Below are 16,716 nucleotides of genomic sequence, written 5' to 3'. Positions count from 1 at the left end.
CCTACGTGATGCTACTCCATACTTTCCAGCATTCTGGCGGAGATCCCCATGCGTTGCATGCGCGACAGCAGCGTGGTGCGTTTCAATCCCAGCCTGGCGGCGGCGCCTCTCGGCCCGGCGACAATACCGTTGGTTTCCCGCAGCACCCGAATAATCCGCTGGCGCTCCGACTCATCCTTATGCTCTTTCACCGGCGAAGCCGCAGGAACAGGAAGCACCGCCGCTATCGCGGGAGACGGTTGCGGAACATCCAGGGGCGAGAGATGATATTGCAGTTCGGCCAGTTGCAAATTCAGCGTGGTTCCTCGGGTAAGGATCACCGCCCTTTCGATCACATTCTCCAGTTCACGCACATTTCCCGGCCAGGGCAGTTTACTCAACTGACGCAGCATTTCAGAAGGAATGCTGTCGATGGTTCGATTCATCCGGCGGGCGATCTTACGGGCGAAAAACTTGGCCAACAGCGGGATATCCTCCGGCCGTTCACGCAGCGGCGGTATCACGATAGGAAAAACGTTTAAACGATAATAGAGATCGCTGCGGTATTCCCGATCGGACACCATCTGTTTCAAATCACGATTGGTGGCGGCAATCAGGCGCACATCCACCGGAATGACTTTACTGCCGCCCAGCCGCTCAATCTCCCGTTCCTGCAATACGCGCAACAGTTTGGGCTGAAGCTCCAGCGGGATATCGCCCACTTCATCCAGAAACAGCGTGCTGCCATCCGCCATTTCAAAGCGCCCCTGCCGTTGGCTCGTGGCGCCGGTAAACGATCCTCTCTCATGTCCAAACAGATCGCTTTCCAATAAACCGGAAGGTATCGCCGCACAGTTCATTTTCACCATGCGTTTGGCCTTACGCCGGCTCAGACTATGGATAGCCCGGGCGATCAGTTCCTTGCCGGTGCCGGTTTCGCCCAGAATAAGCACGGTACTGTCGCTGTCCGCCACCATTTCCACCTGTTGCAACACCTGACGGATCGCCGCGCTGCGGCCGATAATTTCCCCAAAGACTTCGCCGCCCAGGCTTTGCGTTTGTTCGGTCAACTGTTCCGTCAGATAGAAGTTCTCATGAATCAGGCTATCTTTCAGGCGGGTAATCTGCTCATAGGCCAGCGCATTATCCAGCGCGATGGCGATGCGCGATGCAATCTGGCTCAGCAATTTCATTTCCGCATCGCTGACCGATAGGTCGCAATGGTGAGCCAGCTCCAGCACCCCCAGTACCCGATCGCTGAAGGCCAGCGGAAACAGGCAGGCGTGTTTTAATCCGCTGTCGAACCACTGCGCCAGATAACGCGGCTGACCGGGCTGATTGACCCGATTATTGATTCGCGTAACCTCATTGTTCTGCATCACTTCAGCCGCCCGGGTTTCCGATAGCTTGCGTTCCCCCTCCTCCAGACGCGGTGAACGTCCGGCAGGAAAATGGGTGGCGTAATACTTCAATGTCTTATCGTCGTCGTCATTATCCCGTAATGCCAACGCCACAAAGTCGATACCGAAAAAGCGGTGGATCTCCCGGGAAACCTCCTGCGCCAGCGCTTTCAGTTCCAGTTTGGAAATCACGGTATTCGTCACATCAACCAGAATGCGAAAATGATCGCGTTCGTGGCGCAGTTTCTCCGCTTCGCGCTGCGCCTGCTCGCGCTCGCTGATATTTTCCAGCGCCGAGGTAATCACGCCCGATAAGGCCTGAAAAAAGGCGATCTCGCTGTCGTCGAACAGGCTGCCGTCGATTTTAATAAACTCGACGCCGCCCAATGCCCGGTGCGGCGTGGATAATGGCAGTTGGCAATAGTCGCTGAGTCCGGCGTAGGCGGGTTGATCCATCAGGTGGGGAAAGTCGCGCTGGAAACGATCCCGGTCGCAATGCAGCAGCGTATGCGTGTTCCACACCACGCTGCCCGGGCCGCCTAATAACAGCAAGGGATCTTCACTACGAATAGTTTTATTCGCGTCGCGGTCACGACGATAAAACAGGGTTTGATTATGTAACGGATCGAGCAGTAATAGATTGACCCGCCCAAACCTGACTACCGAAAAAGACAAACTATCCAGTACCTGTAGCAGCGCATCGATGCTACGTTGCTGCAACAGCGTCTGAGACACTTTCAGCAGGCTATCCTGCCACAGAATGGACAAACGTGATGGGGAACCTGTCAGTCGTATCGCCATAACCACCGCAAAATCATCATAACCAATAAGGTTAATAGTGTAAGGACTAACGAAAGGAAATCCTATGTCGCCACGTCGATTGATTGATCTGAATCGTGATCGCAGAGAGGAATAGCCCTTCCCGACAAAAAATAAGCCTACGAACCATTTACTTTTTTGCGGTTGGGCGTTCAGTAGCGTCACTGTCGCCAGACTTTTATTTAATCCCCGAGCGTCGCGGATTATGCATATAACGTCATTGCCGTTTTTTCCGAGTAACAAAAATATTACTTTCATTTATCATCAAAAATACAAAAACCGCCCATTCCATTATTCTTATTGGCGGAATAATAAGCAAATTAAGCGATTATTTATCAATCAAATAAACTGTTGGACGGATACAGGCCTTCCGGTTAAGCATCAGCGTAATTAAATCGTCGGCAACAACCCCGCTGAAAGAATAAATTCTGAACAAAATTCTATTTATTGCTAATACTGACAAGATTATAAGTTAATCTGATGATGCAGAAAGCCAACGCACAGCATATCGCAGGAATGTAAAAATAACCCGTTGTTTTTATTAATTTTAATAAAAAATCCGTCTCTTCACGCGTAACGCTAAGCTATCCATTATCGTCATAACCGGCCCGTAAGTATGCTTTTTTTGCATCGAACAATTATAATTCGCATCTTATCACCCAGAAAAAAAACGGTAAAAAATCAGAATCAAGGTAATATCTGCGTGCAGACACAACACCCCCAATAACAGTCAGGGTGCTGGTTCAGTGCGTTCAAGGAATACGCGCGATCCACCACGCTGCAATAATACTGTGTTGTCTGAATCTATTCACCAACATGAGGTCAATATGCAAAGGCAGAAGTTAGTTATACAGATAGCCGTCGCTATCTTATTAGGGATATTAGTGGGATGGCTATGTCATCAATATCTTGATGGCGGACGAGCAAAAGAAATCGCCTCTTATTTCAACATGGTTACCGATATTTTCCTGCGTTTGATCAAGATGATCATCGCACCGCTGGTATTCGCCACGCTGGTTTCCGGTTTGGCCAGTATGGGCAACTCTTCCGCCGTCGGTCGTATCGGCATCAAAGCCATGACCTGGTTCATCACCGCTTCTTTCCTTTCCCTGCTGATCGGCATGGTGCTGGCTAACTTTTTCCAGCCCGGCGCCGGCATGAATCTGGAAGTTCCGGTCAATGCCGCGCACGTGGCAACCGGCCTGAACACCGATGGCTTTACGCTTAAGAACTTTATCAGCCACATTTTCCCGAGAAGTATCGTGGAAGCGATGGCGAACAATGAAATTCTGCAAATTCTGGTTTTTTCCCTGTTCTTTGGCTCCGCGCTCGCCTATGTGAAAAATAAGAACAAAGGCGCGACGGTCATTGCCTCCATGATTGAGGAACTGGCCAAGATCATGTTCCGCGTGACGGACTACGTGATGAGCCTGGCGCCGATTGCGGTATTCGCCGCGATTGCCTCCGCCATTACCACACAGGGGCTGGGTCTGCTTTACGACTTCGGTAAACTGATCGGCGAGTTCTATCTCGGTCTGGCCTTGCTGTGGGGCGCACTGTTCCTGGTTGGCTATGCGTTTCTGGGCAAAGCCATCGTTACGCTGGCAAAACTGATCCGCGAGCCCACCATGCTGGCCTTTGCGACCGCCAGCAGCGAATCCGCCTATCCGAAAACCATGGAAGCGCTGACTAAATTTGGCGTACCGAAGAAAATCACCAGCTTTGTGCTGCCGCTGGGTTACTCTTTCAACCTGGACGGCTCAATGATGTATCAATCCTTTGCGATCCTGTTTATCGCTCAGGCATACAACATTGATTTAAGCGTGACGCAGCAAATCCTGATTCTGTTGACGCTGATGATCACCAGTAAAGGAATGGCCGGCGTCGCGCGCGCTTCCGTCGTGGTGGTCGCGGCGACGCTGCCGATGTTCAGCCTGCCGGAAGCGGGGATTCTGCTGATTATCGGTATCGACCAGTTCCTGGATATGGGCCGTACCGCCACCAACGTCATCGGCAACAGTATCTCTACCGCGGTGGTGGCCAGTCTTGAAAAAGACGTCCATGACGACGAGGAAGAGGAAGAAGACGCGGTCGTTTCCTATCAGGAAGTTCAGGCCAGTCAGAACAGTTAATCTTGATGGTCATCTCATAGCGGCCGTCCGGCCGCTATGAGGTTGATGACAACGTGCGTCGAGCGGTGAGAATGGATAGATCGTAAAGACGCTGCAAGTACGTCCCTGTAGCTCGAACCGCGCCATCCCTGGCGCGGACGCTTTACTCTTCTATTCCATTCTCACCGTTCTGGTTCAGTAGATAGGTTTGTCAACCGTCGGATAGCGGCCGTCCGGCCGCTATTTTTTTATCTGCCGCCGATGCGATTCCTTCATATAGCGCCAGAATTTTTCCGACGCCATATTCAACCGCGCATCCAGCCGATAAAGATAAACGCCCATTTGCATCACGGCGTTTTCCATATCGAGGATAACCAGCCGTTTGTTTTTAAGCTCTTCTTTGATGGAGTAATCCGGCAGCCAGGCAATGCCGTAACCTTGTTGCGTCATCCGCTTTAGCAGATCGCTCATTGAAGAGACGAAATGCACCGTAAATCTGTCGCTGCCGACGGTGGATAAATAGCGGCTTACCTGACGCCCCATATAGCTGGTGTCGGTATAATTAAGCAGCGGTACGCCGGGGGCGTTAATATCAAACAAGGGTTTACCGGCGCCGTCAGCGGCGCAAACCGGATAAAGCCGGGATTCCAGTATCTTTTCATGCATAAAGGGTTCAGACATCAACTCTTCATTGTAAAAAGAGAAGATAAAATCGCTGCGCCCTTCTTTAAGATTTAATACCGCCTCATCAACGTCGATTGACTCGACATAAAATATTTTCTCCTGAGATTCCGGTACGTTCTTTAGCAACTCAGGCATTATGAAAATCGATAACGAATGCGCCGCGGCAATAATGATTTTATTTTTATAATTGCTGCCGCCGTGCAGTTTATTAAGCTGATATTCCAAATCATCCAGCGTATTGCGAATATGCGCATGAAAAACCCGGCCCGGCTCGGTTAATTGTAATGGTGAGGAACTACGGTCGAAGATGTCGAAACCAATTGCGGTTTCCAGCGCGCGAATGCGCCGACTGAATGATGACTGAGAAATATTTCTTTTTTCCGCCGCCAGCGTAAAACTACGATATTCTTCCAGCGCAATAAAATCATACAGCCATTTTGTCTCGATATTATTCAACATGATATTTCACCGATTATATTTTACCGCGTTGTTGAACCCAAGAAAAGCATGAGAAGACCATTCGCTATGCAAATCATACATAGCAGATGGGAATTTAGCAATTCACATTTCTCGACGATATGCGATTATCCTTTTAATTTCAAAAATCTACAATGACGGCTATATAAGGTGAACATCATGAACCGCTTAGTGGGCATACTCGGTGGCATGGGACCGGGCGCAACCGTTGATGCGATGCAGAAGCTGATAAAGAATACGCCGGCTTACCGGGATCAGGACCATATTCCAATGATTGCGGTATCGATACCGGATATCCCGGACAGAACAAAATGTATTCTTGATCACAGCGCGTCGCCGTTGGAAAAAATGATCCAATATATGAAAATATTGGAAAATGCCGGCGCCGAGTGCATTATCATTCCCTGTAATACCGCACATTACTGGTTTAATGAATTAAAACGGCACACCCGTGTCGAAATGATCAGTATTATTGATACGACCTGCCAGGTTATTCAGGATAAAAAGATAGTCAAGGTCGGGCTATTGGCCACCACCGCCACCATCCAGGCGCAGATTTATCAGGATAATCTGGGTAAGAACGGTATTTATTGTCATATTCCTACCCGTACGGAACAGGATTTGGTGATGGAAAGCATTTATGCGTATAAAGCGGGGAAATTTAATCAAGCACACGCCATGTTATCGCCGATAAAAGATCGGATGCTGCAAGCAGGAATCGAGAAAATTATTCTGGGCTGTACCGAACTCCCGCTTATCTTAGCGCGAGAGATACAAAAAACCCCTGACGACTATATCGATGCGACGGAAGAATTAATTAAAAAAACCGTCGAGTGGTATTTTTCGCCTTCCCACAACCATGAAGTTGCCGCCTGAGATACTGTTAACTCGCTTCCATTTTTATTTTCCAGGCTTGCTAGCTGCCGCATTACTGCGCATGATTACATTTTGATGACGGCAGACTAACGTGGCAAACCATGATTAATGTGGCTCTGATAGACGATCACATCGTTGTACGGTCTGGCTTTGCCCAGCTTCTGGCGTTGGAAAAGGACATTCAGGTCATTGGGCAGTATGCCACTGCCGCGCAGGCATGGCCGCACCTGCTCAAACAACCTATCGACGTGGCGGTGATTGATATCGCCATGCCGGATGAAAGCGGCCTGAGCTTATTAAGCCGCCTGCGCCGGCAGCGCCCCGGCTTTCGCGCCATTATCCTGAGCATCTATGACACCAGCGCCTTTGTGCAAAGCGCGCTGGACGCGGGGGCCGGCGGCTATCTGACCAAACGTTGCGGCCCCGAAGAGCTGGTTCAGGCCGTCCGCGTCGTCAGCGGCGGCGGGCTATACCTGTGCGCCGATGCGCTGCACGCGATACGCCACCAGCAGCAACCGCCAAAGGAACTGCTCGCGTTGACGCCGCGTGAACGGGAAATATTTACCCTGCTGATTAACGGCTTGAGCGTGAAAAGCATTGCGGAGCAGCTCGCGCTGAGCCACAAAACCGTGCATGTTCACCGCGCCAATATCCTCGGCAAATTGCAATGCGACACCACGGTTGAACTGGTGCACTTTGCCTTACAGCATCAATTGCTGGCAGGAAGCTGATCGATGTTCAATCCGCGTTTCGTCGGCATGACGCTGTTCCTTATTTTTTCCTATGGCTTAAGTTGGCTGGCGCTATGGACCATCGGCTTCTATCTGAGTCATAACGGCCAACAGGCGATACTGCTGCTGCCGCAGGGATTACGGCTGGCGTTGATGATCCTGCTGCCGCGTAAATACTGGCCGGCGCTGGTGCTGTCGGAAATGGCGATTCAATTCTGGTTGTTCGGCGAACAGCTTCAGACCCAGATGCTGATCGCGCTTTCCCCCTGGCTGAGTCTGTTACCGGCGGTCATCACGCAAAAAATCTGGCATCGCTATACCCTTTACTGGCAGCGGCTTCTGCTATTGCTGGCCGCGTTAACCCTGAACAGCATCCTGCACGGACTGTTTATCGGCCCCTGGCTCCAGACGCAGCTCACCCAGACTTTACTGGCGACCTTTACCGGCGGCGTGCTGCTTATTCCCTTTACCTACCTGATCCATGAATATATCAAACAGCAGCATCTGCAAACCCTGCTGGCGCAGGCGATCCCCGATCCGCCGCTGCGCACATCGTTGTTGGTCTGGTGTTCGCTGTTTTTCTCGATTGGCGTCTGCCTGCAAATCACCTTTACCCCGGAAATGGAGCGCCTGCTGATCATTTTCGTTTTCCTGCCGAACGTCGTCATGGCCTATAAGTTTGGCTGGCAGGGCGGGGTCTTATCCGCTGTGCTGGGAAGCCTGATGATTACCGTTACCCGGCAGGTCAGCGGCGCGTTTAACGACTTACGCGAACTGGAGCTATTCTTATCCACACAGGCGCTATTGGGTATCGGGCTGGGGATCGCCATCAGCCGCCAGCAACAGTTGGCGCAGCGCTTGCAACGCTATCGTCAGCAGTTGGAGCAGGAACTGAAAACCCGCCGCCAGCTGATGGAACAAATCATCCATACCGAAGAGGAAGTGTGCAAGGATATCGCCCGCGAACTGCATGACGATATCGGACAAAATATTACCGCGATTCAGATCCAGGCCATGCTGGTTAAGCACAGCGCGCCGGAAGGAACCGCCCGGCAGGCCGCCGGACAAATCAGCGATCTGTCGCAGCGTATTCATCACACGACCCGGCAGCTATTGCGCCGCTTACGTCCTCCGGCGCTGGACGAAATGGTGCTGGATAAAGCGCTGCACCATCTGGCGGACGAGTTCGCCTTCAACGCCAGGGGAATTCGCTTCAATCTGGACTATCAACTGCCGCAACAGCCCTATGACGATGTGGTGATCTTTACGCTCTATCGATTACTTCAGGAACTGCTCAATAACATCAACAAACATGCGATCGCCAACCATATTGAGGTGCGGCTCTATCAGCATAACGACCTGATTACCCTGGAAGTCACCGATGACGGCATCGGTATGGCGCCGGACAACAGCGGCGGTTTCGGTCTGCGGGGAATTGAAGAGCGCGTGCGCGCATTAGGCGGCAACTGGCAGGTTCAAGCCAAGGCGCGGCCTCCGTCCGGCGGCGAACCGTCGCCGGGCAAGGGCACGCACATAACTGTTAACCTGCCCACAAAATTCACACAAAAAACCGAATAGCTAGGAATTTTTCCTAGCATCCTAAAACCTTATCTCATCTCTTACGGCTTTTTTCCCCCTACTCTTCCCTCAATGCGACGGAGATACCCATGCAGGCAACGACGCTTTCACCGACCCAAATCAGCCAGCGCTATCGTTACTGGCGGCCGCGACTGCTGATTTCGATGATCATCGGGTACGCCACGTTCTACCTGACGCGGCGCAGCGTTAATTTCGCCATGCCGGTGATGCAGTTGGAATTGGGGCTAAGCAAAGACGATATCGGCCTACTGGGTACGCTGTTTTATCTGTGCTACGGCGCCTCGAAGTTTATTTCCGGCATGGTGTGCGATCGCAGCCAGGTGCGTTGGTTTATGGGCGTCGGGCTGTTGATCACCGGAATATTGAACATTTTATTCATGTTCTGCGAATCGCTCAGCGGGTTGCTTATCGTCTGGGCGTTAAACGGATTTTTTCAGGGATGGGGCTGGCCGCCCTGCGCCAGACTGCTGACCAGTTGGTATTCGCGCAACGAGCGCGGTTTCTGGTGGGGATGCTGGAACACCTCGATCAATATCGGCGGCGCGGCGGTGCCTTTACTGGCCGGTTATCTGGCTGCGCAATGGGGCTGGCAGGCGGCGCTGCTGGTGCCGGGGATCGTCGGCATCCTGATCGGGCTGTGGCTGTGCTGGCAGTTGTGCGACAAACCGCAGCAACAGGGGCTGCCCAGCGTCGGACAATGGCGGCGTGATGCGCTGGAGATCCGGCAGGAACAACAAAGCCCGCCGATGCCGATGCGCCAGATCCTGCGGGATACGATCCTGTGTAATCACACCATCTGGCTGCTGGGGATTTCCTACATTCTGGTGTATCTGATTCGCATCGCACTGAATGACTGGGGAAATATCTGGCTGGCGGAAAGTCACGGTTTCAACCTGCTCAGCGCGAACGCCACGCTGTCGCTGTTTGAACTGGGCGGGCTGATAGGCGCGCTGTTTGCCGGCTGGGGATCGGATCTGCTGTTTCGCGGTCAGCGCGCCCCGATGATCCTGCTGTTTGCGCTGGGGCTGTTTCTGACCATGACCGCCCTATGGCTGACGCCGGTTCACCATGCTTCGCTGCTGGCGGTCTGTTTTTTCAGCATCGGTTTTTTTGTTTTCGGGCCGCAAATGCTGATCGGCCTGGCGGCCACCGAGTACAGCCATAAGGATGCGGCCGGCACCGTCACCGGATTTCTGGCCTTGTTCGCCTATCTGGGCGCGGCATTGGCCGGCTGGCCGTTGGCGCAGGTGCTGCAATACGCCGGCTGGTCCGGATTTTTTACCCTGCTGGCGCTGGCGTCGGCCTGTATCGGCCTGCTCCTGATGCCGCTGCTGATGGCCGGCGTCAGCCAGCGGGAGACACTGAGATCGCTGTAATGCGAGTACCCCTACAATCCGATAAGGAAAATATAATGAAACTGACCACCCTTGCCACCATGATTGCCGCCGGGCTGACGCTGGCAGCCGTCTCCGCCACTACGCAGGCCGCCGGACGGCTGGTGATTTACTGTAGCGCCACCAATGCCTTTTGTGAGGAAGAAGCCAAGGCGTTTGGCGAAAAATACGATGTCAGAACCTCGTTTATCCGTAATGGTTCCGGCAGTACGCTGGCGAAAGTCGAAGCCGAGAAGAGAAACCCGCAGGCTGACGTCTGGTACGGCGGGACGCTGGATCCGCAGTCTCAGGCCGGCGAAATGGATCTGCTCGAACCCTACCAATCCCCCAACCTTGAGCAGATCATGCCGCAATTCCGCGATCCCGCCAAACGTAAGGGCAACTACTCGTCCGCCGTGTACGTGGGGATCCTGGGCTTTGGCGTCAACACCAATCGTCTGAAAGAGAAAAATCTGCCGGTTCCGCAGTGCTGGAAGGACTTGACCGATCCCATCTACAAAGGCGAAATCCAGATTGCCGATCCGCAAAGCTCCGGCACCGCCTATACCGCGCTGGCGACCTTCTCCCAGCTGTGGGGCGAGGATCAGGCTTTCGATTACCTGAAAAAACTCAACCTCAATGTTTCCCAATACACCAAATCCGGCATCGCTCCGGCGCGTAACGCCGCGCGCGGCGAAACCGCCATCGGTATCGGCTTCCTGCATGACTACTCGCTGGAAAAAGAGAAAGGCGCCCCGTTGACGCTGGTTTCCCCCTGCGAAGGCACCGGTTATGAAATCGGCGGGGTCAGCATCCTGAAAGGCGCCCGCAATCTGGATAACGCCAAGCTGTTCGTTGACTGGGCATTATCGAAAGAAGCGCAGGAGCTATCGTGGAAGAAAGGCCAGTCGTATCAAATCCTGACCAATACCACGGCCGAAGCCTCCCCCTTGTCGCTGAAGCTGCAAGATCTGAAACTGATCAACTACGACATGGACAAATACGGTGCATCAGACGTGCGTAAAGAGCTGATTTCCAAATGGGTCAATGAAGTCAAAATGGGCAAATAGCGGTGACATGGCGGATAAGCCAGAAGGCACCCGGGCACAAGCTTATCCGCCGTCCGGCGTCATGAAAAAAATAACAATAACGCATGCAAAACCTACGTAATAAATGATGACAACACCAGGGAATCCATCATGTCGCACACATTAGCTCTCTCTCCAACGCCGAAACGGGATGCCGTATTCCTGTGGCTGGCGCTGATCGCCGTCGCATTTACGCTGCTGCCCGCCTGGAGCCTGGACTATGGCCTGTTTGATGTATCGCGTGATGAACTGTTGGATGCCTACAGTTGGTCAAGCCTGAATATCAGCCTGCTATGGTTTTTGCTGCCGCTGGGGCTGCTGTTGCGCCCGGTGGTCGCCGCCAGCCGGGAACAACGCGGCCGGCATCGTTTTGACGCGGCCTATTCACTGTTCTGCGCCGTGTTTGTGGTGATCAGCGCTACCCTTGAAGGGCGCGGCATGGGTTACGCCACCATTCTGCTGTTCATCGCGCTCGGCGCCATCATCACCCTGTCGCTGTCGCGGCTTGACTGGCTGGGCGGCGACCAGTTCGTTATCGGCTCGCTGGTCGGCATCATCGCGCTGATCGGGGTATTTATTCTTTATCCCAGCATTGCCATTTTTATTCCCATGTTCACCACCGACAGCGGCGAATTTGCGCCACTGTTGTTTATGCAGGTGCTGGGACAAGCCCATATTTTGCAGGTGATCTGGAATTCGTTCATGCTGTCGGTGGCGGTCGGTATCGGCTGTACCTTTTTCGGTATGGTGCTGGCGATTTACACCTCGCGCATCGCCCGGCGCTCCGCCATCATCGGCCGGATCTTCTCTATTTTGCCGATCGTAACCCCGCCGTTCGTCGTCGGGCTGGGCGTCACCCTGATGATGGGGCGCTCCGGTTATGTCACCGAACTGATGGTCAGCTGGTTTGGCCTGACCAATACCAACTGGCTCTACGGCTTTACCGGCATCTGGCTGGCGCAGGTGCTGGCCTTTACCCCGATGTCGTTTATGATCCTTGAAGGGGCGATTAAAACCATCCACCCGTCGCTGGAAGAAGCCTCTTACACGCTACGGGCCAACCGCTGGCAAACCTTTCAGCGGGTATTCCTGCCGCTGCTGAAACCGGCGCTGGCGAACTCGTTCCTGATTGTTATCGTGCAGTCGCTGGCCGACTTCAGCAACCCGCTGGTGCTCGGCGGTAACTTCGACGTCCTCGCCACCCAGATCTACTTCTATATCGTCGGCGCACAGTTGGATTATCAGGCGGCCAGTACGCTCGGCGTGGTCCTGCTGCTGTTCTCTCTGGCGGTGTTCTGCATCCAGTATCTGTGGATCGGCAAGCGTTCCTACGTCACCATTTCCGGCAAATCCTACCGGGGCGACGTGCAGCCGTTGCCGGTCTCGCTGGTGTGGATCGTCAGCATTCTACTCTATGTCTGGATTGCCTTTAACGCCTTGCTGTACGGCAGCATTTTCTACGGTAGCTTCACCGTCAACTGGGGCGTCGACTACACCCTGACGTTGAACAACTTTATCCAGCTGTTCGGACAAGGTTTCAGCGAGGGCGCCTGGCCGTCGATGCTGGATACCCTGCTGTTTGCCGGTATCGCCGCGCCGATCACCGCCATGCTGGGGCTATTGATTGCCTATATCGTGGTGCGTCAGCAGTTTCATGGCAAGAAAACCATTGAATTCACCACCATGCTGTGTTTCGCGGTGCCGGGAACCGTTGCCGGGGTGTCTTATATTCTGGCGTTTAACAGCGCGCCGGTATACCTGACGGGCACCGCCGCCATCGTGATTATTTCAATGGTGATGCGTAACGTGCCGGTCGGCATCCGCGCCGGTATCGCCGGGCTGGGCCAGTTGGACAAATCGCTGGATGAGGCGTCGCTCAGCCTGCGGGCCGGTTCGATGCGTACCGTATTTTACATCCTGCTGCCGCTGCTGCGCCCGGCGATCCTGTCGGCGCTGATTTACAGCTTCGTGCGCGCCATTACCACCGTCAGCGCCATTATCTTTCTGGTTACGCCGGATACCCGTGTCGCCACCTCTTACATTCTTAACCGGGTGGAAGACGGCGAATACGGCATGGCAATTGCCTACGGCTCCATCCTGATTGTGGTCATGCTGGCCATTATTTTCCTGTTTGACTATCTGGTCGGCGAAGCGCGGGTTTCCCGTTCCAAAGCCCAGAACAGTGACTAAGCGGAGTGATTACCTTGAATACCAAAAATAAAAAACCGTCGGAAACGTTTTCTAACGCCGCTTGCGGCGGTACGCAGGACGCTGGTCATAAAAATTTTGTTGAACTGAAACAGGTCACTAAACGCTTCGGTCACAACACCGTCATCGACTCGCTGAATCTGGCTATCCCGCAAGGGAAAATGGTCACACTGCTCGGCCCGTCCGGCTGCGGTAAAACCACCGTGCTCCGGTTGGTTGCTGGGCTGGAAAAACCGACGGAAGGCCAGATTTTTATCGATGGCGAAGACGTGACCGATCGCTCCATCCAGCAGCGTGACATCTGTATGGTATTTCAGTCCTATGCCCTGTTCCCGCACATGTCGCTGGGCGAAAACATTGGTTATGGGCTGAAAATGCTGGGGCGTCCGAAAACGGAGATTAAACAGCGGGTAAAAGAAGCGCTGGCGCTGGTCGATCTGGACGGGTTTGAAGATCGTTTTGTCGATCAAATCTCAGGCGGACAGCAGCAGCGCGTGGCGCTGGCCCGGGCGCTCATCCTCAAGCCTAAGGTGCTGTTGTTTGACGAACCGCTGAGTAACCTGGATGCCAACCTGCGCCGTAGCATGCGTGAGAAGATCCGCGAACTTCAGCAGCAGTTCAACATCACCTCGCTGTACGTAACGCACGACCAGAGCGAGGCTTTTGCGGTTTCCGATATGGTTCTGGTGATGAACAAAGGCAAAATCATGCAGTTAGGCGCGCCGCAGGAACTGTATCGTCAGCCTGCATCCCACTTTATGGCCAGCTTTATGGGGGATGCCAACGTCTTCCCGGCGACGATCGCGGATGACAGCGTGGATATTTATGGCTATAAACTGCCGCGACAGCAGGGTTTTGCCGCGGGACTAAACGCGTGTACCGTCGGTGTTCGCCCTGAGGCCATCACGCTCGGCCAGCAAGGCGCGGAAAGCCAGCGCTGCACCATCACCAAGGTGGCCTACATGGGGCCGCAATACGAGGTGCAGGTAGAATGGCACGGGCAATCGTTGCTGTTACAGGTTAACGCCACGCAGCTCCAGCCCAATCCCGGCGATTGTTATTACTTACAAATCCACCCCTACGGAATGTTCGTTCTGGCCGACAATTAATAATCAAGGGCGGCATCCGCCGCCCTTGATTTCCGCTTAATCCGCCACGCCAAAATAGCGCCCTCATACTGGCAAAATACGCGATAAAACACCGTTATAAACCAAAATCACCGCCGGTTGCGCATTCTCTCGCCAAACAAATCAAATTTGTGGTTTCCGCCTTTGACATGCGCGGTACACCCCGTTATGATGCGCCCCGTTCACACAATTCCTCTGTAGTTCAGTCGGTAGAACGGCGGACTGTTAATCCGTATGTCACTGGTTCGAGTCCAGTCAGAGGAGCCATTTACTTGTTTTCATGCATTCTTGCGAATCCCTATTTGTACATTGATTCAACAGGTTAGCGTGAAAATCCTTCCCGATGCGTTTCTAGTTTTCCCTCCGCATCGGGAAAAAATGGTGGTCAGATTTGGGGTCTTTCCAGTTCGATAACGGAGTGACCCGCATATGCCCCTAAACGACACGAAAATCCGCAACTTAAAACTTCCCGTTACCCCCATAAAACTATCCGATTCACACGGTCTATATCTCCACGTTAAACCTACTGGTTCGCGTCTCTGGTACTTCAGGTACTATTTCGGTGGCAAAGAAACCCGCATAGCGCTGGGCGCCTATCCGTTAATCAGTTTGTCGGAAGCACGACAGAAACATGATGTACTCCGCAAACTACTGGTGCAGAATATCAACCCGGCGCAGCAACGAGCCGCTGAAAAGGCAGCGCGTTCACCAGCAAAGAGTTTCAAGACCGTTGCGCTGAGCTGGCATAAAAGCAACAGAACCTGGTCGGAGAACCATGCCGCTCGCCTGCTTGCCAGCCTGAACAATCATGTTTTTCCGGTGATCGGTAATCAGCCGATAACGGAACTGAAAACCCGACACTTCACTGCCCTCCTGAAAGGTATTGAGGAAAAAGGTTTGCTGGAGGTGGCCTCCCGCGCACGGCAGCATCTGTGCAATATTATGCGTTACGCGGTTCAGCAAGGATGGATTGAAAACAACCCGGCGTTGAATCTGGTCGGCGTAACGGCTCCGCCGGTTAGACGCCATTATCCGGCCCTGCCGCTGGAGCGTCTGCCGGAACTACTGGAACGTATTGACGGCTATCATCAAGGACGGGAACTGACCCGGCTGGGGGTACTACTCACCCTGCACCTGTTTATCCGTTCCAGCGAACTGCGCTTCGCTCGCTGGCGCGAGATAGATTTCAAAAATAGAATCTGGACCATTCCCGCCACCCGCGACGCAATTGCCGGCGTCCGCTATTCTGGACGCGGAGCGAAAATGCGCACGCCGCATATTGTCCCGCTATCCCGACAAACCATCGACATTCTGAAGCAAATTCAAGCGATTTCCGGCCATTTGGAACTGGTGTTTCCCGGCGATCATAATCCGTATAAACCAATGTGTGAAAACACGGTCAACAAGGCGCTGCGTCTGATGGGTTATGACACCAAAACGGATGTCTGCGGCCACGGATTCCGGGCGATGGCTTGTAGCGCTTTGATGGAATCGGAGTTGTGGTCGCAGGATGCCGTTGAGCGCCAGATGAGCCATCAGGAGCGCAATAGCGTGCGGGCGGCCTATATCCACAAAGCCGCCCATCTTGAAGCCCGTAAAGCAATGATGCAGTGGTGGTCGGATTATCTGGATACCAACCGAGAAGGATATGTTGCGCCATACATTTATGCTCAACAGCATAAGACGGGTGGAGCTGCCTGATCGATAACGCACCTAAGAGCAGATCCTGATAAAAGGATCTGCTTTTCAGATTACGAGAAAATCAGGCCTTAGAACTTCAAAAAAATAGATAAATATCAGTAAATTAATCAGGACGCACACATGAATGAAGGTCTATTGCGGGGTAATCGACAACGTAGAATTAGGGTTACTTTTCTTATAACGATGGTATTGCAATATTAGCGTTGCGAGATCTTCATCGACAGCATAAAAATAGGCTTCCGGCACATCCAGCACCGCCGCAAACCGGCAAACCAGACCAAAATCCGGTGAACTGACTTCCCTTTCATATTGGCTTACGCGGGAACTCGACGTCTCTTCATCCAGTCCAGCGAGACAACCGAGCTCGACCTGTTTTAATCCTGCATTCACCCGGGCCAATCTTAATCGTTTACCAATCACGGCATTACCTGCTTCGCAGATTAACATAAGCCGATTATCGCCGTTCCCGCCATGCCTCTCTTGAAGTGGTTCTTCACCCAGTAAATTTAAAATTTATTTTTGGTTATTTTAAGATCAAAAATG

The 16,716-nt window shown here is 53.0% G+C and carries 12 protein-coding genes and 1 tRNA gene; 10 read left to right on the top strand and 3 right to left on the bottom strand.

The features are described from left to right. Positions 1-11: 11 nt before the first annotated feature. Positions 12-2,180 (bottom strand): sigma 54-interacting transcriptional regulator, encoded by a 2,169-nt coding sequence (locus JG725_RS00130; RefSeq protein WP_172288571.1) that lies wholly within the window; start codon positions 2,178-2,180, stop codon positions 12-14. A gap of 845 nt (positions 2,181-3,025) precedes the next feature. Between JG725_RS00130 and JG725_RS00125 the strand changes: the two genes are divergently transcribed. After that, positions 3,026-4,330, top strand: a complete 1,305-nt coding sequence (locus JG725_RS00125) for a dicarboxylate/amino acid:cation symporter (protein WP_172288573.1) — start codon at positions 3,026-3,028, stop codon at positions 4,328-4,330. A 219-nt stretch (positions 4,331-4,549) separates the two neighbouring features. Here the strand turns inward: JG725_RS00125 and hypT are convergent, their stop codons facing one another. Beyond that, on the bottom strand, positions 4,550-5,452 hold the full coding sequence (gene hypT, locus JG725_RS00120) for a hypochlorite stress DNA-binding transcriptional regulator HypT (protein ID WP_172288575.1): 903 nt from the start codon (positions 5,450-5,452) through the stop codon (positions 4,550-4,552). Between the two features lie 177 nt (positions 5,453-5,629). Here hypT and JG725_RS00115 point away from each other — a divergent pair, with 177 nt between their 5' ends. The 9 genes from JG725_RS00115 (at position 5,630) to JG725_RS00075 (ending at position 16,173) form a co-directional block, all read left to right on the top strand. Further along, positions 5,630-6,346, top strand: coding sequence for an aspartate/glutamate racemase family protein (locus tag JG725_RS00115; RefSeq protein ID WP_172288577.1), 717 nt, complete (start codon positions 5,630-5,632; stop codon positions 6,344-6,346). A gap of 101 nt (positions 6,347-6,447) precedes the next feature. Beyond that, entirely contained in the window at positions 6,448-7,077 is a 630-nt protein-coding gene (locus JG725_RS00110; protein WP_199376022.1) for a response regulator transcription factor, read from the top strand. 3 nt (positions 7,078-7,080) lie between these two features. After that, entirely contained in the window at positions 7,081-8,655 is a 1,575-nt protein-coding gene (locus JG725_RS00105) for an MASE1 domain-containing protein (protein ID WP_199376020.1), read from the top strand. Positions 8,656-8,744: 89 nt separating this feature from the next. Next, on the top strand, positions 8,745-10,052 hold the full coding sequence (gene uhpC / locus JG725_RS00100; RefSeq protein WP_172288583.1) for an MFS transporter family glucose-6-phosphate receptor UhpC: 1,308 nt from the start codon (positions 8,745-8,747) through the stop codon (positions 10,050-10,052). A 35-nt stretch (positions 10,053-10,087) separates the two neighbouring features. Then, entirely contained in the window at positions 10,088-11,119 is a 1,032-nt protein-coding gene (locus tag JG725_RS00095; RefSeq protein ID WP_172288585.1) for an ABC transporter substrate-binding protein, read from the top strand. Between the two features lie 129 nt (positions 11,120-11,248). Further along, the gene (locus tag JG725_RS00090; protein ID WP_199376018.1) at positions 11,249-13,327 is read left to right on the top strand and encodes an iron ABC transporter permease; all 2,079 of its coding nucleotides are present in this window, start codon (positions 11,249-11,251) and stop codon (positions 13,325-13,327) included. Positions 13,328-13,341: 14 nt separating this feature from the next. After that, positions 13,342-14,454 (top strand): ferric ABC transporter ATP-binding protein, encoded by a 1,113-nt coding sequence (gene fbpC, locus JG725_RS00085; RefSeq protein WP_199376016.1) that lies wholly within the window; start codon positions 13,342-13,344, stop codon positions 14,452-14,454. A 209-nt stretch (positions 14,455-14,663) separates the two neighbouring features. Next, positions 14,664-14,739, top strand: a tRNA-Asn gene (locus JG725_RS00080). Between the two features lie 162 nt (positions 14,740-14,901). Beyond that, a complete protein-coding gene (locus tag JG725_RS00075) occupies positions 14,902-16,173 on the top strand; it encodes an integrase arm-type DNA-binding domain-containing protein (RefSeq protein ID WP_199376014.1) in 1,272 nt (423 codons plus the stop codon). A 132-nt stretch (positions 16,174-16,305) separates the two neighbouring features. Here the strand turns inward: JG725_RS00075 and JG725_RS00070 are convergent, their stop codons facing one another. Next, complete coding sequence (locus JG725_RS00070; protein WP_199376012.1) at positions 16,306-16,620, bottom strand: helix-turn-helix domain-containing protein; 315 nt, start codon at positions 16,618-16,620, stop codon at positions 16,306-16,308. Positions 16,621-16,716: the final 96 nt, after the last annotated feature.

The organism is Brenneria sp. L3-3C-1, from assembly GCF_016456245.1.
Lineage (GTDB): Bacteria > Pseudomonadota > Gammaproteobacteria > Enterobacterales > Enterobacteriaceae > Brenneria.
The sequence above is the reverse complement of the archived record's forward strand: the minus strand, read 5'-3'. Positions and strand labels throughout refer to the sequence as shown.